This is a genomic window from Streptomyces sp. NPDC004610, assembly GCF_040609715.1.
In the GTDB taxonomy this organism is placed as follows: Bacteria; Actinomycetota; Actinomycetes; order Streptomycetales; family Streptomycetaceae; genus Streptomyces.
The window spans coordinates 141,892-161,728 of sequence record NZ_JBEXLA010000022.1; the positions used below are offsets into that span (position 1 = coordinate 141,892).

A 19,837-nucleotide genomic window follows, 5' to 3' on the forward strand; every position below is an offset into this window, starting at 1 on the left:
CGCCTCGCCCCTCGCCACCAGCTCTCGCCGGCTCTCCGGGAAGTGGTCGGCCACCGTCGCCAGGGCGGAGCACAGCACGCACCACGGATGGGCATACAGGTACGCGCGCCGGATGCGCTGCCATCGGGTCGTATAGACCGCACCACCACGTGAGGCACGGTCCTGGTTCGCCTCACGCTCATGAGCGGCACAGCGGCCCCCTGCGGTCAGCTCAGGGCACCCAGGGACGGGGCAGGGGGTACGGGGGCGTCTGGGCACGGGGCCACCTCCGTTCTCTCTCCAGTAGTGGAGGGCGAAGGTTTCCCGGACCCTTCCGGGTTGGTTGCCTGTCCCGCTCTCCCCAGTAGTGGAGGGCGAAGGTTTCCCGAGAGGCAACGGCGGTGGTGGGGTGGCGGGATAGACCCCGTTCCTTGTTTCTCTATATTTTTTCTACGCGTTCAAAAAAAGAGGGTATTTTCACCACCCCGTCATCCCTCTTGCCCGCTGAGAGGCTGCACCGGGGGGGCGGCTTCCCCCAGGGACCACCCGCGAAAGCCCTGTACGCCCGTGTGGGGGCATGAGACTGCCCCGGTGGACGAGAGGGACCACCGGGGCTCTACGGGCTCACACAAGCGCTGTTTCGCGCTCGGGAGTGTGCTCGGGCTCCGTCACTGCGGGGGCATCGGTCTCTGCTACGCGGAGCCGGTGGCGCGGGGCGGTCGGAGCATCCTTTGCCGGGTCCGTCTCCGCTGCGGCTACGTCGGCGAGGGAGACAAGTTCATCCACCACCGCGTTCAGCTCACCGAACATGGTGAAGTCGACGCGCCGAGTGTCCAGCTTCCGCCACCCGCCCGGAGTGCCCCGCCGTACCTCCAGCCGCACCCCCGCTTCAACGAGCATGGCCCGTCGTCCCGCAGTGTCTTTCTCCGTCCACTCGTCCGCGAACGTGCGGCCGGTCGGGGTGGCTTCCCGGCGGGGTTCGATCTTTTCGCGGTTCTCCAGCTCGGCTATCCGGTTGTCGAGTGCGTCCGCGCGTCGCTGCCATTCGGCGGCAGCGTGCTTTGACTTCTGGCGGCCCTTCTGTTCCTGGTGCTCTGTGAACTCTGCGAGGGTTGCGAGTAGCTCGGGCTCGGGGTCGTATCCGGGGATCTCGATCACGGTTTTCGTCTCGATCGGCCCGACCAGCCGCAGGAACTCTGCTGTCACGTGGTCGTCCGTCCAGTCGCCCCGGATGCTCGCCGGTTTGTCGCACCTGTCGCCCCTGGCGTGCGCGTTGCACTTGTACGTGGGGTGCTGGTTTTTCTTGCTCTCTTGCTTGTTGAGGTACATACGGCCCCCACAGCTTGCGCAGTGGATGACCCGCAGCAGCAGTGCGTCCGTGTCTTTGCGGTCCGCGTTGTCGATGCTGCGCGAGTCGAGCAGTGCGCCGATGCTGTCGAATTCCTCACGGGTGAAGACCGGGAACTCTGTAGCCATGACCGGGTTGCCCTGGTCGTCGCGTACCGGCTTGCCCTTGTGCATTTTCCAGCCGAGCAGTGCCGGATTCTTGAGCATCCGGGTGATGACTGCGGGGTTCCAGTTGAACGCGTCCTTGCTGAGTCCGATTTTTCCGCCCGGCTTGCCGCCCGTGGTACGGCCTTTCTTGATTGCCCAGTGGTCGCGAGGGCTCGGAATCCGGTCCTCGTTCAGACCTACGGCTACTGCTGCGGCTGTCTTGCCGTCGAACAGTTCCTTGACGATTCGCAGGATGACTTTCACGGCGTCCGAGTCCTGGACGAGGGTCCAGCCGACTCCGCCGTGTTCCTCGGGCATCGGGGCGGGCATGTAGCCGTACGACGGTCGGGAACCGCGCCACCGGAGAGCCATTTTCCGGATTGCAGCCATGGCGCCGGTAACCCGGTCGCTGATGCTCTGTGCTTCCACCTGTGCGGCGAACGCGAACAGCATCATCATGAGTTCGCTTGTGACGCTCACCGGGTTGCGGAAGTCGAATTCCATCCGGCCCCCTCCCACACCTTCGGCGAACACCAGCATTTTCCGATGTTCACGGGCCCATTTCGCAAGTTCGTGCATGTGGCCCATGGACCGAATGGCGCGGTCGAATCGCCAGAACACCAACGCGTCGAAGTCATCGGGGCGAGCGAGCCACTTGCCCAGCTCGGGGCGTTCAAACGGGCTGGTCTTGCTGGCCGACACGTCAAGGTCGACCGCTTCCCGGAGCCGGTCACCCTCGCCGAAGCTGATGCCGAGTGCTGCTGCGGCGATGTCGTCTGCCTCGCGCTGCCGCTCGGGGCTGGTCGTCTCGTCCGTGAGGACGGACAGGCGGATGCAGCGCACGCCCCGGAGGGTCGTTTCGAAGACTGTCCCCGTGACGGGGGTGCGGGTCGTTTCCATGGACCCTGTGGAGGGCGAGGGGTTCCCCGTGCCGTTGACCAGGACCGATGCCACCATGACCACACTCCAGAACCGCTAGAACGGAGTGTTGGGAGACCCGGAGGGGAACGAGTTCTGCGTGGCCTAGCGGATCAGAGGGGGAACCGTCCCCTTCAAACGCATGGCCGAATACGTCCCTTGACGGAGAATCTGCCTCAGCTTCACCATCCAGGCACCCCATTCACTGTGGAATCCCTGTGGTCACCCCACAGGGTTCCCCACGGAATTCGGAGCCCCCACATGAAGCTCTCCGTTTCCGGGCGGGCGGCCACGGCTGCCGTCGTCGCGGTCGCGACCGTGCTCACCGGTGGATCCCTCGCCGGTGCCGCTCCCGCCTCCGGGCCGTCGGTGCTCGCCGCACCCGACATCCCCCTCGCGAACGTCAAGGCGCATCTCACCGAGTTCCAGTCCATAGCCACCGCCAACGGCGGCAACAGAGCGCACGGCCGGACCGGCTACCGGGCCTCGCTGGACTATGTGAAGGCGAAGCTGGACGCGGCCGGATTCACCACCACGATCCAGCAGTTCACCTCGTCCGGCCGGACCGGCTACAACCTGATCGCGGACTGGCCCGGCGGCGACCCGGAGCAGGTGGTGATGTCCGGCGCCCATCTGGACAGCGTGACCTCCGGGCCCGGCATCAACGACAACGCCTCCGGTTCGGCCGCCGTCCTGGAGACCGCCCTCGCTGTTTCCCGGGCCGGGTACCAGCCGGTGAAGCATCTGCGGTTCGCCTGGTGGGGCGCGGAGGAACTCGGGCTGGTCGGCTCGCGTCACTACGTCAGCAGCCTCCCGGCCGCCGACCGCGCCCGGATCGACGGCTATCTGAACTTCGACATGATCTCCTCGACCAACGCCGGCTACTTCGTCTATGACGACGACCCCGCCATCGAGCAGAGCTTCAAGACCTACTTCGCCGGTCTCGGCGTCCCGACCGAGATCGAGACCGAGGGCGACGGCCGCTCCGACCACGCCTCGTTCAAGAACGCGGGCATACCGGTCGGCGGTCTCTTCACCGGCGCCAGCCGGGTCAAGACCGCCGCCCAGGCAACCAAGTGGGGCGGTACGGCGGGCCGTGCCTTCGACAGCTGCTACCACTCGTCGTGCGACACGACGGCCAGCGTCAACGACACCGCCCTGAACCGGAACTCCGACGCGATAGCCCACGCCGTCTGGGACCTCTCGGACTGACCGGGGACCACGGGAAGGGGGCGGGGCGTCAGCGGCTCGCCCGCTGAAAGCGGGCCGGGCGTCACCGGCTCGCTGCGGTTGCCGCCGCCGCACGGGCGGTCAGCCGGTCCATCCGCGCCCGCGCCCCGTCCAGTTCCTCCCCGTCCATGGCGGCCGGCCCTCCGGGCTCGGCCGCCAGCTCCGCCCATACGGCGATCAGTTCCCGCCCCAGCTCCAGCCCGCGCCCGGCGTTTCGCACCGCCCGCCACGCCGTGGCCGCGCTCTGGACGTTCCCGTACGCGGACTCCGCCTCCCCGGCGGCGGCGTAACCGCGCGCGAGCTCCAGGGAGAGCCGGAACGCCCGCTCGGGCTCCCCGGCCAGATAGGCGACATAGGCGGCGAGTTCGGCGAGCCTGCGGACCTCGGGATGGTCGGCGCCGAGGGTGGCGGACGCCTCCGTCAGCGCCCGCTCGGCCTGCGTCGCCGCGTCCTGGGTACGGCCCTCCTTGACCGCGTCCCCGATCAAGGTCATCGGCCCGGCCAGCGGGGTGGCGGCGGGCGGCCGGTCGTCCAGCACCGCCTCGGCGACGGCGTCGAACCCGCGCGGCGGCGTCGGCGTGGGCACCGGATCGGGGTCCAGCGCCAGCTCGCGCGGGGTGAGGAAGGGGCTGGGGGCGCGCGGAGGAGCGGCGGGGGGCGCGGGCGGTGGTACGGACGGCACGGAGGGGGGCGCGGGGTGGGACCGCGGGTCGCCCGGGTCACCCGTGCTCGGTGCCATGACCGGCGGGGGTCCGAACGCGCCGGTCGGCGCTACGGCGGTGCCGGGCGCGGCGCGCAGCGGGAAGGTCGGGGTGTTCTCGCCGAGCGGTGTCGGCGGGGGGAAGGGCGGCACGGGCTCCGGCGGCTTCGACGGGGTCGGCGTCAGGGCGGTCGGCTCGCCGGCGAGATGGCTGGTGCCGTCGGGGTCGACCCGGAGCGGGATGACGTAGCCGGTCCGCTCGTCGTGGACCGTCGCGAGGACGGGGCGCCCGGCGGTCCGCGCGGCGCGGTGGAGATGGTCGAGCACGGTCCGCTGGAGCGGCTGACCGGGCACCACGGTGATCCGCACTCCGCCGACGGAGGCTGCGCCGTCGCCGCCGGGGCCGGGTACCCGTACCTCGATCGGGGTCGCCGCGGAGGCGGTGGCCGGTTCGTCGGCGGCGCGCTGGGTTTCCCGCTTCTTCTCGCGGCTGAGTCGAGACATCGCTTCCCTCACTCGGATGTGTCCGCGAGCCTTCCGCGCACACCTGTGTCGAGTGTCCCGCCCGGCCGGACCGCAGGAGTCACCGGGGCGTCACAGCCTCGTCCCAAGAACTGGTCCCGGAGCGGCGGCGCGGGTAGGAAGGGGCCGCATGGAGCCCGTGATCTGCGCCATCGACTGCGCCCATGAGATCGCCGCGGCCGTCCGTTCCGGTGTCACCCGCGCGGTGGACGCCGTGACGGCGGCCCTGGACCGGATCGAGCGGACCGACCCGGGGCTGAGCGCGTTCACCGAGGTGTGGGCGGACGAGGCGCTGCGGCGGGCGGCGGCGGTCGACGTGGCGGCCGACGCCGGGTCGGCCGGGCCGCTGGCCGGGGTGCCGTTCGCGGTGAAGGGGCGGCGCGGCGGGCTGCGCGCGGCGGACGCGCGGGCACTGGCCGACGCCGGGGCGGTACCGGTGGGCGCCACCTCCGTCCCCGGGCCGGGCACCGCGTGGCAGACCTGGGGGCTCGGACGGTACGGCCGTACGGTCAACCCCTGGCGGGCGGACCGGACGCCGGGCGGCTCGTCGGCGGGGGCCGCGGCGGCGGTGGCGGCGGGGCTGGTGCCCCTGGCGACCGGCGCCGACGGGGCGGGGTCGGTCCGGATCCCGGCGGCCTGGTGCGGGGTGCTGGGCCTGAAGACCACCAACGGGCGGCTCCCGGTCACCGACCCCACCGGCCTCACCGCCCCGGGCGTCCTGACCCGCTGCGCGAGGGACGCGGCGCTGTACTGGTCGGTGGTGTCGTCGGACGCCCCGGAGGCGGATCCGTCGGCGCCCCGGCCTCCGTCGGATGTCCCGGCCCTCTGGTCCCGGGGCCTGGCGTCGGATGTCCCGGCCGCCTGGTCCCCAGACCTGGCGTCGGGCGTCCATGCCCTCTGGTCCCGAGACCTGGCGCCGGGTGTCCATGCCCTCTGGTCCCGAGACCTGGCGCCGGGTGTCCCCGCCCTCTGGTCCCCCGACCTCGGCTTCGCCTCTCCCGACCCCGAACCCCTGGCCCTCGCCCGCGCCGCCGCCCAGCGCCTCGCCGACCGGGGCGTTCTACAGCTGGCCGACCAAGGCGTCCTGCGGCCGACCGACCCGCCCGGCGCCCTGCGCCTCATCGACCCGGCCCCGGCCTGGCTGGCCCTGCGCACCCCGGGCGCCGACCCCGCCCCGGCGCATCGCCTCCGCGCCGACAACGACCGGCGCCTTGCCTCGCTCTTCACCCGTACGGGGCTGCTCCTCACGCCGACCGTCCCCCTCGCCCCGCACGGTCACGACGGTCCGGGTGAGCGCTACTCCACCGAGCTGACCTGGGCGTTCAACCTCAGCGGCCATCCGGCGATCAGCCTCCCGGCCGGATTCGACAGCGACGGCTGCCCGGCCGGGCTCCAACTCGTGGCGCCGCACGGGCGGGAGGACCTGCTGCTGGCGGTGGCGGGGGAATGGGCGGGGGAATGGGCTGGGCAACGGCCTCGGCCATGACCTCGGCGGTGACACCGGCGGTGACTCCCACGGTGTGGCAGCGATGCCTCCCACAGCGTGGCGGCGATGCCTCCCATGGTGTGGACAGACACTGCATGCGTGTGCACATAATGCAGATGCGCTTAATTGCCGTGCGCGGGTTAGGGGCTGCGAAGTGTGACCGTAGATGCGCCCTCTCCCATCACGGCCGTTCGTTGCCGACACCTGCGTGGGAAATCTGCACGGGACACCCGCGGGGGCCGCCCGCACGGGACACCCGCAGGGACACCGGCAGGGGCCCTCGCAGGGACACCCGCAGGGGCCCTCGCCGGAGGCTTCTCGCAGGACCCCTCGCCGATCCGGGAGACCGTCATGACCACCCGCCGCTTCCTCTTCGTCCTCGGCAGCAGCCGTGCCGACGGCAACACCGAGCTGCTCGCCCGCGAAGCCGCCGCGCAACTGCCCGCCGATGTCGAGCAGCGCTGGATCGATCTCGCCGACCTCGATGTGCCGGAGTTCGAGGATCTGCGGCACGACAGCGACCATGTCCGCCCCACCGAGGGCCCGCTCGCCACCCTGCTGGACGCCACGCTCGCGGCGACGGATGTCGTGATCGCCTCGCCGCTGTACTGGTACACCCTGTCCGCCCCGATGAAGCGCTACCTCGACCACTGGTCGGGCTGGCTGCGCACCCCCGGTACGGACTTCCACGACACGATGGCGGACCGCACCCTGTGGGGCGTGACCGTGCTGGCCCACGAGGAGTCCGAGGTGGCCGACCCGCTGATCGGCGCTCTGCACCACTCGGCGGCGTATATGCGGATGCGGTTCGGCGGGGTCCTGCTGGGCAACGGCAGCAAGCCGGGCGATGTCCGCGCCGACGCCGGGGCCCTGGCGCGGGCGAAGACCTTCTTCACCCAGGAGGCACCGCTCGCCCGCTTCCCCTACGAGGTGGCGTAGGGGGCGGGAGTCCCCTAGGAGATGGCTGCGCCCGGCCGGAGCACACGAGCCCCGGCGCTCAGGACGTCACGTCCTTCGCCGCGAACCGGGCCCACGCCGCCGATCCGAACACCACCGCGTACAGCGCCTGCAAACCGAGGTTTCTCAGCAGCTCGTCCCAGTACACCGGCTCCCGCATGAGGTCGGCGAAGGACAGCCAGTAGTGCGAGAAGAAGTACGGCTGGAGGGCGTCGAGCTGCGGGATCTGGTCGAGGATCTGCACGGTGATCAGCAGCCCGACGGTCGTCGCCATCGCCGCGATCCCGCTCCCGGTGAGCGTGGACACGAACAGCCCGAGCGCCGCCACGCCCACCAGTGACGCGGCGACCACCAGGGCGATCAGCAGCGCCCGCCCGAGCCCCTCGGCGAAGCCGATCCGGGTCCCGGAGATCGTCGTCAGCTCCCCCATCGGGAACAGCAGCGCCCCCACCGTCAGCGCGGACACCGCCACCGTCAGGGTCGCGGCGAGACAGAAGGCGATCACCGTGGCGTACTTGGTGAGCAGGAGTCTCGTGCGGCCGGCCGGGGCGACCAGCAGATAGCGCAGGGTCCCGGCGTTCGCCTCGCCCGCGATGGCGTCGCCCGCCACCACCCCCACGGCCATCGGGAGAAAGAACGGCAGGGTGGCGGCTAGGGCGGTGAAGACCAGGAAGAGCCCGTTGTTGGTGATCTGCGAGATGAAGGCGGGTCCCTCACCGCCGCCTCCCCCACCGCCGAGCGAGGACCCGTCACTGGTCTCGATCCTCACCGCGATCCCGACCAGGATCGGTACGGCGGCCAGGACGCCGAGCAGCGCGATCGTGCGCCAGCGGCGGAAGGTGATGACCAGCTCGCTGCGCAGCAGCCCGAACGTCCACAGCGGGCCGGGCTCGCGCATGGCGACGGTGCCGCCATCGGTCCCGGCGTCGACCCTGTTCCCGGCGTCGGTCCCGGTCCCGGCGTCAGCCTCAGTCCCGGCGTCAGCCTCAGTCCCGGCGGCCGTCTCAGCCCGCGACATCGAAGCCCTCCCCCGTCAGCGCCACGAACGCGTCCTCCAGCGAGGCCCGCTCCACGGCGAAGCCGCGCACCCGCACCCCGGCCGCGACCAACGCGGCGTTGAGATCGGCGAGTTCCCCCTCAGGGGGTTCCCCGGAGACCCTGTCGTCCTCCAGGACCACATCCCCTACCCCTCGCTCCTTGAGCACCCGGGCCGCGTCCCCCGCGTCCGGGGTGAGGACGACCAGCCGGCCGCGCGCCCCGGCGGACAGATCGGCGACCGGCCCCTGGGTGATCAGCCGTCCCTGGGCCATGACCGCGGCATGGGTGCACACCTGCTCGATCTCGTCCAGCAGATGGGAGGAGAGGAAGACCGTGGTGCCGTCGGAGGCCAGCTCGCGGATCAGGGCGCGGATCTCCCGCATCCCCTGGGGGTCGAGCCCGTTGGTCGGCTCGTCCAGCACCAGCAGTCGGCGGGGCTGGAGCAGGGCGGCGGCCAGCCCGAGCCGCTGTTTCATCCCGAGCGAGTACGCCTTGGCCTTCTTTCCGGCCGCCGCCGCGAGCCCGACCCGCTCCAGCGCCGCGCCGACCCGGGCCCGCCGGGTGCGGGGGTCGGCGGCGGGGTCGGCGGCGTCGTAGCGGAGCAGATTGTCGCGGCCGGAGAGGAAGCCGTAGAGGGCGGGGCCCTCGATCAGGGCGCCGACGTGCGGGAGCACGGCGCGGGTGGCCCGGGGCATGGGCTGCCCCAGGATCCGCGCCGTGCCCGAGGTGGGCTCGATCAGGCCCATCAGCATGCGGATGGTGGTGGTCTTGCCGGAGCCGTTGGGGCCGAGGAAGCCGAAGACGCTGCCCGCCGGGACGGTCAGATCGAGGGCGTCCACGGCGAGCTGCCCGCCGCGGTAGCGCTTGGTGAGCGCGCGGGTGTGGATGATGCCCTCGACGCCCTCAGTGCCCTGGGTGCCCTCAGTGCTCTGGGCGCTCGCAGCGCCCTGGGCGCTGTCGCCGCCAGGGTCACCCCCAGCACCCTCGGCGCCCCGGTCGTCGTCGTCCTCTCCCCCGCGCTCCCGCCGCGGTTCCCTGGCGGACGCTTCCTCCATCCGGACTCCCCCGATCGTCTTCGCTCGACGGACTGTCCTCGACCGACCGACCATGCTCGACCGACCGTCGGTTTCCGACCGACCGCCGCCGCTGCTTACTGCCCGGAATCGGCCGCCTTCACCAGCGCGTCCTGGGTGACCGCGCCCACATAGACCGTGCCGTCGTCGGTGATCAGGGCGTTGATCAGGCGGGTCTTGAAGACCGTGCCCTCCCCGAACTTGCCGCTGACCTGGTCGCCGAGGGAGTCCAGGAAGCCGCCGAACTGGCCGCCGGCCTCGGCGCCGGACGGGACGCCCTGGCCGCCGCCGTCCAGGACCGCGATGGCGTTCCAGCCCTCGCCGAGCACATTCAGCCCGTCGAGGCCCTTGCCGAGGTCCTCCTCGGACTTCGGCTGCTCGGATCCGGACGACGCCGGCAGGTCGGACTTCTCGGTGACCTTCGCGCCCTCGGGCGGGGTGAAGTCGAAGGTCGAGGCGGCCGGCCGGGCGAAGTCGACCTGGGTGAACCCGGCGTCGACCACGGCCGCCCCACCGGCGGCCGGGGTGAGCGTGAACTTGAGCGGGGTGTACGTCTTCGAGTCCACCGCGATGGTGATCTGGCCGACCGTCGAGCCGGACTGCCGGGGCTTGACGACCAGCTTGTAGGCGTCGCGCCCGGCGACCTGGGCGGTGCCGTCGACGGTGACCGAGGTGGTGTCGTCGACCGCCTTCAGGGTCTGCTCGGCGAAGTCCTTCGGCGTGGCCGGGACGTCCGCCCCCGACTCGGCGTCCTCGGCGGCGGCCGAGTGGTAGACCTCGTTGGACGCGCTGTCGTAGCCCCAGACGTCGTCCCCGTTGTGGATGACGCTGTACTCCGCCGCGTTCTCCAGCAGGGACAGCTTCTGCCGGTCGGGGCCGTCCACCGCGACCCGCAGGGTGTGGGTGCCGGCGGCCAGCGCGGTGAGCTTGGACTGCGGGTCGGCCGAGGAACCCGAGCCGTCACCGCCGGAGCCGGTGGCGCCGGAGAGCAGACCGCTCTCCAGCCCGCCCAGGTTGGGCAGGCCCAGATCGGTGGTGATCTTCACCGTGCCGGACAGCTGCTCGGTGTCCGACTCGGCTATGCGCTGGATGAGCTGCTCCGCGCTGATCTCGGGGAGGTCGGGGCTGCCGGAGTCGGCGATGGCGGGAACCAGTCCGATGGTCGCCGCCGCCACCCCCGTCACCGCGACCGGGACGATGTACCGCGCGGCCTTCTTGCGCCGCCCCGCGCGCCGGTCGTCGGTGCCCGCGCCAGTCGTGCTGTCGTCGGATTCGTACGGTGCCATGTGTGCCCTACCTCCGTGTCGGCGGCGGCTCTCCGTCTTGTCGCGTCCGTACACTCGTCCACCCTGAGCCGCCATTCTCACCCGAACCGGTGAGGAGTGGTGTGTTTCCCGTACTCACCATCTGACCAAATCACCGGCGACGAAGCGTCAGTCCCCAGAGCCAACTCCGCGTACTGCCCCGGTATGACACCGGGCGCCCGCAACTACTCCCACCCGTAAGGGTCGGGCACGGATGGCGGGCGGTGCCTAACCGGCGCGGTGCACCACCGCGTCGCACAGCTCCTCCAGCGCCGCCCGCGCGTCGCACTCCCGCAGCGGTGCCAGCGCGGCCCGCGCCTCCTCGGCGTAGCGGACGGTGTCCCGCCGGGCCTGCTCCAGGGCCGGGTGGGCGCGCAGCGCGGTGAGCGCCTCGGTGTGGCGGGCGTCGTCGGTGAGGTCGGAGTCCAGCAGTTCACACAGGGCGAGGTCCTCGGCGAGGCCCAGCCGCCGGGCGCGTTCGCGCAGCCGCAGCACCGGCATGGTGGGGATGCCCTCGCGCAGATCGGTGCCCGGGGTCTTGCCCGACTCATGGGTGTCGGAGGCGATGTCGAGGACGTCGTCGGCGAGCTGGAAGGCGACCCCGAGCCGCTCGCCGTACTGGGTGAGGACATCGACGACCGGGTCGGCGGCGCCGGACATCATCGCGCCGAACCGGCAGGAGACGGCGACCAGGGAGCCGGTCTTGCCGCCGAGCACATCGAGGTAGTGGTCGACCGGGTCGCGGTCGTCGGCGGGTCCGGCGGTCTCCAGGATCTGGCCGGTGACGAGCCGCTCGAACGCCTCGGCCTGCACCCGGACGGCCTCCGGCCCGAGGTCGGCGAGGATGTGCGACGCGCGCGCGAAGAGAAAGTCACCCGTGAGGACGGCGACCGAGTTGCCCCAGCGGGTGTTGGCGCTGGGCACCCCGCGCCGGACGGCGGCCTCGTCCATCACATCGTCGTGGTAGAGCGTGGCCAGATGGGTCAGTTCGACGACGACGGCGGAGGGGACGATCCCGGGCGCGTAGGGGTCGCCGAACTGGGCGGAGAGCATCACCAGCAGTGGCCGGAATCTTTTGCCACCGGCCCGCACCAGGTGCTGCGCGGCCTCCGTGATGAACGGCACCTCGCTCTTGGTGGCCTCTAGCAGCCCTTCCTCGACAGCCACCAATCCGGCCTGGACATCTGCTTCCAGAACCTGGTCCCGCACGCTCAGCCCGAACGGCCCGACGACGGTCACGAGGGGTCTCCTGTCTGCTGGTGTCTACTGGCGATTACCCGGTATGTCGATTGGTCGCTGCCATCACTCACGTCAGCGTATCCGGTCATGTTTCGATCACCCATGCCGCCCACCGCGCAGCACGGGCGGTATCGGATCAGGCCCGGTATGTTTTTGATCACCTGATACGAGCGGATATTTATTGAATTGCAGAGCAATAGGGAGAAGTGTCGCGGATTGGTCCTCGATACCGAGAGCCGACCGCATCATTTTCAGCCACCTCGCGGGGCGTCTCCTTCCTGCGATGCCGTCCACCCGGGGGCAGCCCGATGGTCGATCCGACGCCCGATCCGATGTCCGGTCCGACGCCCGGTCCGATGTCCGGCTCCATGCCTGACCCGACGCCCCGTTCGACGCCCGGTCCGGCGTCCGGCCCGGCGTCCGGTCCGGTCTCCGGTTCGGTGCGCGTCCGTACCTCCTTCCCCTATGAGACGACCCACGACGACCTCCGGATCCCGCTGAGCGACGGGACACTGCTCTACGCGCGCGTATGGCGGCCGGTCACCGACACACCCGTACCGGCGCTGCTCGAACACCTTCCCTTCCGGCTGACCGACGCGACCGCCGCGCGGGACGCCCAGCGCCACCCCTGGTACGCGGGCCACGGCTATGCGAGCGTGCGGGTCGACGCGCGCGGGCACGGCAACAGCGGGGGTGTCCCCGGGGACGGGCCCGGGGCGGACGCGGCGGACGCCGCCGAGGTGGTGGAGTGGCTGGCGGCGCGGCCGTGGTGCGACGGCGGGGTCGGCATGATCGGCATCTCCTGGGGCGGCTCCCTCGCACTGCGGACGGCGGCCCTGGCGCCCGGACCGCTCAGGGCGGTCGTCAGCGTCTGCGCCACCGACGACCCCTACGACAACGACGGGCAGTACACGGGAGGTTCCGTCCAGGCGGCGGATCTGCCCGGCTGGGCGGCACGCTCCCTCGCGCTCGCCGCCCGCCCGCCGGACCCCCGTCACCTGGGGGACGGCTGGCGGGACCTGTGGCAGTACCGGCTGGATGCCCTGGAGCCGCCGCTGCACACCTGGCTGGGCCATCAGCTGCGCGACGCGTACTGGAGGGCGGTCGGCGCGGTGCGCGAGGACTATGGCGCGATCCGGGCGGCGGTGCTCGCCGTCGGCGGTCTGCGCGACCCGTACCGCGACACCGTGCTGCGGCTGGTGGAGCACCTCCCGGCGGCCCGGGTGCGCGGGCTGCTCGGCCCCTGGCCGCACGAGTACCCCGACCGGGGCCGCCCGCCCGGCCCGGCGATCGGCTTCCTCCAGGAGACCCTGCGCTGGTGGGACCACTGGCTCAAGGGCCGGGACACCGGCGTCGCCGCCGATCCGCCGCTGCGCGCGTACCTCACCGCCGCGCACCCCCCGGCCCCCTCCCCCGCCGCCCTGCCCGGCCACTGGACCGCCGAGCCCGCCTGGCCCTCCCCGCACATCACCCCGGTCGTGTACGCCCTCCAGGGCGCCCCCGTACCCGTACGGTCCCCGATGCACACCGGGGTCGACGCGGGCGCGTTCCTGCCGCGCGGGGGCGATGCCGATCTGCCGCCGGACCAGCGGGCGGAGGACGGGCGGTCGGTGTGCTTCGAGTTCCCGGCCGGCGGCACCGGGATCCCGGTCCTGGGGCGGCCCCGCGTACGGCTGCGGCTGCGCTGCGGGACGGAGCGCGGGCAGGTGATCGCGCGGCTGTGCGACGTCGCCCCGGACGGTTCCTCGGTGCTGGTGACCCGGGGGGTGCTGAACCTCTCGGCGCGGGAGGGGCGGGACCGGGCGGTGCCGTGGCCGCCGGGTGCGACGCGGGAGGTGGCCTTCGAGCTGGGGGCCGCGGGGCATGTGTTCGCGCCGGGTCACCGGGTGCGGCTGGCCGTCTCGTCCGCGTACTGGCCGTGGGTGTGGCCGCAGCCCGGCTCCGAGGCCGGGTTCGTCCTGGACCCGGCGGGCAGCGCGCTGGAGCTGCCGGTGCGGGGGCCGGGGGCTGGGATGGGGCCGGGGACCGGGGTGGGGCCGGGGGCCGGAGTGGGGCCGAGGGCCGGGGTGGGGCCGGGGACCGGCGGTGGGCCCGAGGGGGAGGCGGAGCAGGCGGGGCCGCTCGGGGTGGTCTCCGCCGTCACGCTGGACGAGCCGCGTCCAGGGCGGCTGGTGGTGCGGGACGTGGCCCGGGGCGAGTGGCGGCTGGAGGTCGCTCCGGGGCCGGGCGGCACCGAGGTGCATCCGGACGGTCTGGAGGTCACGGAGGAGGCGCTGGAGTCGTACACGATCCGGGACGGGGACGCGCTCTCGGCGCGGACCCGGTCGGACCGGACGATCCGGCTGCACCGGCCGGACGCGGCCTGGGACACCAGGGTCCGGGCCCGGTCGGAGATCAGCTGCACGGCGACGGAGTTTTTGACCGTTAATGAGGTGATTTGCACCCTCGGCCGTGAGGTGGTCTTCCATCGCACCTGGGAGCGGCGGATTCCACGCACCGCTGGTTAATAGGGACTTGGGAGCATTGCCCGATTTGCCACTCTTGCGCACGGGCGTGACTTGGCTCACTCGCACCCCCCTCCCTCCGGTCCGGAGCCTTTCCACCACCACGCCCCGATTCACCTTCCCCGCCGCACGAGTTGAACCTTTCCAGCCGCAAAGGATCATGTGCGGCAAATGACGGAAGAAAGATCACAAGCGGCGATCTGTGATTCCACCACTTGTTTCGGACATCCGGTCTCGCATACGTTCCCGGCCAGTCGGGCGGACGCCTAGTCCTGCCACCGCCCGCATCCACCTCACTAGATCCACGGCAGGAGCGGGGGACCCAGGTAAGTCGCCGGGCCGGACGTCGTACGCAGCGCAGTACGTGCTGCACGACATCCCGGCGCGGCTCGGGGTGAAGCCGTGCCCGCAAGGGCCGGCCGGGCACCTCCCCGCCCGAACCCGACAGCTCACCTCGCAGGCGTAGGAGAGGAACCGTTCCCATGTCCCTTCCCCTGTCCGCTCCCGCGATCTCTGATCCCGCCGGGTCCGCGCACCGCTCCACGCGGGTCCGCCGCATCGCCCGCCGACTGGCCGTCGCCGGTACCGGCGCCGCCGTGCTCGCCCTGCCGATCATCGGCGCCACCACCGCCACCGCCGCCACCCCGACCGTCGTCTCGGCGGCCACCTCGGCCTACCCGAACACCCTCGACGGCTGGATCCGCCAGGCCCTCGACGTCATGCGGCAGAACGGCATCCCCGGCAGCTACGACGGCATCCACCGCAATGTGCTGCGCGAGTCGTCCGGCAACCCGGCCGCCGTCAACAACTGGGACTCCAACGCCGCCGCCGGCACCCCGTCCAAGGGCCTGCTCCAGGTGATCGACCCGACCTTCGCCGCGTACCACGTCTCCGGGACGATCTACGACCCGTACGACCCGATCGCGAACATCGTCGCCGCGTGCAACTACGCGGCGGACCGGTACGGGTCGATCGACAACGTCTTCGGCGCGTACTGATCCACCCCGCCTTTGCGGGTTGGGGCCCGCAAAGGCGGAATTCATGAATTCCCGGGTGACTGTTGGGGCAGACGCCGGGGAAAGACCCGTTCGAGGACGACGGCGATGCCGTCGTCCTCGTTCGATGTGGTGACCTCGTCGGCCACCGCCTTGAGTTCGGGATGGGCGTTGGCCATCGCCACGCCGTGGCCCGCCCAGTCGAACATCGGGATGTCGTTGGGCATGTCCCCGAACGCGATGGTGTGTTCCGCCCGCACCCCCAGCCGCTCGGCCGCGAGCGCCAGCCCGGTCGCCTTGGTCACCCCGCATGGCTGGAGTTCGACGGTCCCCGGACCCGACATGGTGACCGTCGCCAGGGAACCGACCACCGCGCGGGCCACCGACGCCAACTCGTCGTCGGTGAGGTCCGGGTGGCGCAGCAGCACCTTGCTGATCGGCTCCGCCCACAGTTCGTCCCGGCGCCCGACCCGCACGGCGGGCAGGGTCGGATGCGGCATCAGATAGCCCGGCTCGATCAGGGTGAGCCCGTCCACCCCGTCCTGGTCGACCGCCGCGTACACCTCCCCGACCTCGGCCTCGATCTTGCCGATCGCGGTCTCCGCCAGCTCCCGGTCCAGGGTGACCGACCAGAGCAGCCGGTCCGCGCCCGCGTCGTACAGCTGCGCGCCCTGGCCGCACACCGCGAGGCCGGTGCTGCCCAGGCGTTCCAGGAGCGGGCGTACCCGGGGGGCCGGGCGACCGGTCACCACCAGGTGCCGGGCACCGGCCTCGGCGGTCCGCGCCAGCGCGGCCAAGGAGCGGTCGGAGAAGGTGTCGTCGCCACGCAGCAGAGTGCCGTCGAGGTCGGTGGCGACAAGGGCGAACGTCATGCGCGCGGTGCGTGCGGCATATGCGGTGGGTGCGGCCATGATCAGAGAATACGGACATCGCGCGGCCCCGACCCGGCCCGAACCGGACGTCGGACGGGTTCCCGCACGACCCGTCCACCCCTGTCAACTCCCCTGTACCATGCGGCCCTTCACTCGGGAGGCGGCCGGGACGACTGCTGAAAACGGGTCCGCTTTTCACTCAGAGGGGGTTGCTTCGGGTGTTGCTTCGGGGGTGCTTCGCGTGTTGCTTCGGGGGGATGCTCCGCGCCTCGCGGTTCTTCGCCACCACCGGGAAGTCGGCGTGCTCGGCGAACGCGGCGATGTCGTCGTAGCAGGCCGGTACGGCGGTAAGCGGGCCGGCCATGCCGTGTGCCGCGCGAAGGACGCCAAGCCGGAATCGCCCGCTCCAAATGGCGGTTTTCATGAAATTGCCGGACTCTTTAGGCGTTCTAGACCGGGAGGGGCGGGGGTAGGGAGACGTAACGTGGCCGATGGCCCGGCTCGGCCGTGCCCTGCCAGGGTCCGGGTCTGGTCCGGTCCAGCATCCGTTCCGGCAGAGGAGAGCGAGGCAGACCGTATGCCGCCCATCGGCGTCCCCGACCGTGATCCCCACCCCTCCCGCGCGTCCGGGGGTGATCCCTTCGACATCCCTGAGGGCCACCCCTTCGGCCCGCACAATCTTCCGTACGGAGTCTTCTCAGTGGCAGGGGCGGGGGAAGCGGCAGCGGTCGGGGCGGACGGCGACGTCGGCGGGGCGGGTGGGATGAACGGGGGCGCGGGTGCCGGTGGGCGGGGCGTCGGGACTGGCGCCGATGGCGGTCGGCGGAGCGTCGGGGTCCGGCTGGGTGACCAGGTCCTGGACGCCGGTGCCGCCGCCCACGCCCTGGGCTCCCCCTACGCCGCGCTCCTCGCCCGCCCCACCCTCGGCCCGCTGCTCGCGGCCGGCCGTACCGCCTGGTCGGACGTACGGCGGGCGCTGACCGCCTGGGTGACCGTGCCCGCCCACCGCGAGGTGATCGCCCCGCTGCTGCGCCCGCTGTCCTCGGTCCGTCTGCACCTGCCCTTCGAGGTCGCCGACTACGTCGACTTCTATTCCTCCGAGAACCACGCCCGCAACGTCGGCCGGATCTTCCGCCCCGACGCCCCCGACTCCCTCCCCCCGAACTGGAAGCACCTCCCCATCGGCTACCACGGCCGCGCGGGCACGGTCGTGGTCTCGGGCACCGACGTCGTACGGCCGTCCGGGCAGCGCAAGTCCCCCGCCGACCCGGCGCCGGTCTTCGGCCCCTCCACCCGCCTGGACATCGAGGCCGAGGTCGGTTTCGTGGTGGGCGTGCCGAGCGCCCTGGGCAGCCCGGTGCCGCAGAGCGCCTTCCGCGACCACGTCTTCGGGCTGTGCCTGCTCAACGACTGGTCGGCCCGGGACATCCAGTCCTGGGAGTACGTGCCCCTCGGGCCGTTCCTCGGCAAGTCCTTCGCCACCTCGGTCTCCGCCTGGATCACCCCGCTGGACGCGCTGGAACCCGCCCGGATCGCCCCGCCCGAGCGGACCCATCCGCCGCTGCCGTATCTCGACGACCGCGCGGAGGAGCCCGCCGGGTACGACCTGCGGCTGTCCATCGCCATCAACGGCCACACCGTCTCCGAGCCGCCGTTCGCCACCATGTACTGGACCGCCGCCCAGCAACTCGCCCACCTCACGGTGAACGGGGCCTCGCTGCGCACCGGCGACCTCTACGCCTCCGGCACGGTCAGCGGACCCGGCGAGCGCGAACGCGGCTCCCTGCTGGAGCTGACCTGGAACGGCCGCGACCGGCTGCTCGACCTGCCCGGCGGTGGGCGGACCTTCCTGGAGGACGGGGACGTGGTGACGCTCACGGGCTGGGCGCCGGGGCCGGACGGGCTGCGGGTGGGGCTGGGCGAGGTCGAGGGAACGGTGGTCGCGGGGGCGGTGGTCACGGGGAGGTGATGGGGAGGTGGTGGGTTTCCCTGTTCCCGACGGCTGACTCCAGGGGCCGGGGGCCGTCATACTGGGCGGCGGCGCGTATGTGAGTGACCTGTGTGAGGTACCGAGGTGCTCCGCATCGTCTGCGCCGTCCCGCTCCGCCCGCTCCGCCCGCTCCGCCCGCATCGTGTCCGCTCCGCCCTCCCCGCCCTCCCGTCCGTTCCCTCTGTTCCGCCCGAGCCGCCGCCCGTCCCGACCAGGATCCGGAGACCCTGGGATGACCGTCACCCTGCTCCTGCTGACCGTCGTCGGCCTGATGGCCGCCGTGCCGGCACCCCGTGCGCTGACCCGGGCCGAGTGGCCCGAGCGGGAACCGGTGGTCGGGCTGTGGGTGTGGCAGTGCCTGGTCGCCACGGTCCTGCTGAGCTGTCTGACCGCGCTGACGCTGGGCGCGGCGGCCGTCTTCCAGACCGTCCGCGACCATGTCTTCGCCCCGGCGCCCCCGGCCGTGACCGCCGCCTACGATCTGTCGGCCGCGCCGGTCTGGGCCGTGGTCCTCACCGTGCTGCTGGCCTGCGGCGCGGCCTGGACCACGGCGATGCTCGCCCGGGAGCTGTTCGAGGTACGGCGGCGGCGCGGCACCACCCGCGCCCATCTGCGCGAACGCGCCCCCGAGCTGCCGGCCGGGCTGCCCCGCTCCCGGGGCCCGCTGCTGGTGCTGGAGGACGAGTACCCGGACGCCTGGTGGCTGCCGGGCCATCCGCCCCAGCTGGTGGTGACCACCGGCGCCCTGCACAAGCTCACCGACCACCAGCTGGACGCCGTCCTCACCCATGAGCGCGGTCACGCCCGCGCCCATCACGACTGGCTGCTGCATCTGTCCACCGCGCTGGCCACGGGTTTCCCCCGGGTGCCGCTGTTCGCCCACTTCTGCGACCAGACCCGGCGGCTGGTCGAGCTGGCCGCCGATGACACCGCCTCGCGCCGCTGCGGCCATCTGACCACCGCCCTCGCGCTGATCGAGCTGAACCAGCACCGGGGTGTGCTGTCCTGCTCCTCCAGCCACCGACTGCTGGGCGAGCGCGTCGACCGGCTGCTGGAACCCAAGCCCCGGCTGAACCGCCGCCGCCGGGCCCTGACCACGACGGCCGCCGCGCTGGTACCGCTACTGCCGCTGATCATCACGTTCCTGCCGGGGCTGAACGCGCTGGGCTGAGGTTCCGAGTGTGTGAGTGGTGGGGCACGGGCGGTGCGAAGGGGGCGTGGACGGGGCGAGGGGCGCGGGTAGGGCGAGCGGCGGCGCTGGCAGCGCCTCCCTGGCCGCCACCCACTGCCCGGACGCCCTGGCCGCCGACGCCGCCACCGCACAGTCCGACCCGGCCTGACAGGTGCGGGCGGGTGCCGCCACCGCGCTGTCGGCCGCCGCGCCCGAACTGGACGTCCCCACCCTGGCCAAGGCCCTCACCGACCCCAACGCCGATGTCCGCTAGGAGTTGTCTTCAATTGTCACGCCCACATCAGGAGCGATGCGAGGGTGACGGCTGCCTGGTAGGACTCGGCGGTCTTGTCGTAGCGGGTTGC

16 protein-coding genes and 1 riboswitch are annotated in these 19,837 nt (G+C 72.1%); of the genes, 8 read left to right on the forward strand and 8 right to left on the reverse strand.

What is annotated here, in order from left to right:
• Window positions 1-603 precede the first annotated feature (603 nt).
• Window positions 604-2,373 (reverse strand): recombinase family protein, encoded by a 1,770-nt coding sequence (locus tag ABZX40_RS24365; protein WP_355741489.1) that lies wholly within the window; start codon window positions 2,371-2,373, stop codon window positions 604-606.
• 279 nt (window positions 2,374-2,652) lie between these two features.
• Between ABZX40_RS24365 and ABZX40_RS24370 the strand changes: the two genes are divergently transcribed.
• Window positions 2,653-3,603, forward strand: coding sequence for a M28 family metallopeptidase (locus ABZX40_RS24370; RefSeq protein WP_355741488.1), 951 nt, complete (start codon window positions 2,653-2,655; stop codon window positions 3,601-3,603).
• Window positions 3,604-3,664: 61 nt separating this feature from the next.
• On the opposite strand, the gene ABZX40_RS24375 is transcribed toward ABZX40_RS24370, so the two are convergent.
• Complete coding sequence (locus ABZX40_RS24375) at window positions 3,665-4,825, reverse strand: tetratricopeptide repeat protein (RefSeq protein WP_355741486.1); 1,161 nt, start codon at window positions 4,823-4,825, stop codon at window positions 3,665-3,667.
• A gap of 148 nt (window positions 4,826-4,973) precedes the next feature.
• On the opposite strand from ABZX40_RS24375, the gene ABZX40_RS24380 reads away from it, so the two are divergent.
• The gene (locus ABZX40_RS24380) at window positions 4,974-6,329 is read left to right on the forward strand and encodes an amidase (protein WP_355741484.1); all 1,356 of its coding nucleotides are present in this window, start codon (window positions 4,974-4,976) and stop codon (window positions 6,327-6,329) included.
• 351 nt (window positions 6,330-6,680) lie between these two features.
• A complete protein-coding gene (locus tag ABZX40_RS24385; protein WP_355741482.1) occupies window positions 6,681-7,268 on the forward strand; it encodes an NAD(P)H-dependent oxidoreductase in 588 nt (195 codons plus the stop codon).
• Window positions 7,269-7,326: 58 nt separating this feature from the next.
• Here the strand turns inward: ABZX40_RS24385 and ABZX40_RS24390 are convergent, their stop codons facing one another.
• The 4 genes from ABZX40_RS24390 to ABZX40_RS24405 form a co-directional block, all read right to left on the reverse strand.
• On the reverse strand, window positions 7,327-8,184 hold the full coding sequence (locus tag ABZX40_RS24390; RefSeq protein ID WP_355741480.1) for an ABC transporter permease: 858 nt from the start codon (window positions 8,182-8,184) through the stop codon (window positions 7,327-7,329).
• Window positions 8,185-8,290: 106 nt separating this feature from the next.
• Window positions 8,291-9,379, reverse strand: a complete 1,089-nt coding sequence (locus ABZX40_RS24395; RefSeq protein WP_355741479.1) for an ABC transporter ATP-binding protein — start codon at window positions 9,377-9,379, stop codon at window positions 8,291-8,293.
• 95 nt (window positions 9,380-9,474) lie between these two features.
• Window positions 9,475-10,683 (reverse strand): DUF2092 domain-containing protein, encoded by a 1,209-nt coding sequence (locus tag ABZX40_RS24400; RefSeq protein ID WP_355741477.1) that lies wholly within the window; start codon window positions 10,681-10,683, stop codon window positions 9,475-9,477.
• A 246-nt stretch (window positions 10,684-10,929) separates the two neighbouring features.
• Window positions 10,930-11,940: a polyprenyl synthetase family protein gene (locus ABZX40_RS24405; RefSeq protein ID WP_355741475.1), complete on the reverse strand. Its 1,011-nt coding sequence runs from the start codon at window positions 11,938-11,940 to the stop codon at window positions 10,930-10,932.
• Window positions 11,941-12,380: 440 nt separating this feature from the next.
• Here ABZX40_RS24405 and ABZX40_RS24410 point away from each other — a divergent pair, with 440 nt between their 5' ends.
• Together ABZX40_RS24410 and ABZX40_RS24415 are read left to right on the forward strand one after the other, a co-directional pair.
• Window positions 12,381-14,447, forward strand: coding sequence for a CocE/NonD family hydrolase (locus ABZX40_RS24410; RefSeq protein WP_355741708.1), 2,067 nt, complete (start codon window positions 12,381-12,383; stop codon window positions 14,445-14,447).
• Window positions 14,448-14,728: 281 nt separating this feature from the next.
• A riboswitch (cyclic di-AMP (ydaO/yuaA leader) is annotated at window positions 14,729-14,922 on the forward strand.
• A 4-nt stretch (window positions 14,923-14,926) separates the two neighbouring features.
• The gene (locus ABZX40_RS24415) at window positions 14,927-15,442 is read left to right on the forward strand and encodes a transglycosylase SLT domain-containing protein (protein ID WP_355741473.1); all 516 of its coding nucleotides are present in this window, start codon (window positions 14,927-14,929) and stop codon (window positions 15,440-15,442) included.
• Between the two features lie 41 nt (window positions 15,443-15,483).
• Here ABZX40_RS24415 and ABZX40_RS24420 read toward each other — a convergent pair whose 3' ends face one another.
• Window positions 15,484-16,350, reverse strand: a complete 867-nt coding sequence (locus ABZX40_RS24420) for an HAD family hydrolase (protein WP_355741471.1) — start codon at window positions 16,348-16,350, stop codon at window positions 15,484-15,486.
• A 160-nt stretch (window positions 16,351-16,510) separates the two neighbouring features.
• A complete protein-coding gene (locus ABZX40_RS24425; RefSeq protein ID WP_355741469.1) occupies window positions 16,511-16,675 on the reverse strand; it encodes a hypothetical protein in 165 nt (54 codons plus the stop codon).
• A gap of 213 nt (window positions 16,676-16,888) precedes the next feature.
• Here ABZX40_RS24425 and fahA point away from each other — a divergent pair, with 213 nt between their 5' ends.
• The 3 genes from fahA (at window position 16,889) to ABZX40_RS24440 (ending at window position 19,641) form a co-directional block, all read left to right on the forward strand.
• Window positions 16,889-18,280 (forward strand): fumarylacetoacetase, encoded by a 1,392-nt coding sequence (gene fahA, locus ABZX40_RS24430; RefSeq protein WP_355741467.1) that lies wholly within the window; start codon window positions 16,889-16,891, stop codon window positions 18,278-18,280.
• A 253-nt stretch (window positions 18,281-18,533) separates the two neighbouring features.
• Window positions 18,534-19,472: a M56 family metallopeptidase gene (locus tag ABZX40_RS24435; RefSeq protein ID WP_355741465.1), complete on the forward strand. Its 939-nt coding sequence runs from the start codon at window positions 18,534-18,536 to the stop codon at window positions 19,470-19,472.
• Between the two features lie 46 nt (window positions 19,473-19,518).
• Entirely contained in the window at window positions 19,519-19,641 is a 123-nt protein-coding gene (locus tag ABZX40_RS24440) for a hypothetical protein (protein ID WP_355741463.1), read from the forward strand.
• Window positions 19,642-19,837 lie beyond the last annotated feature (196 nt).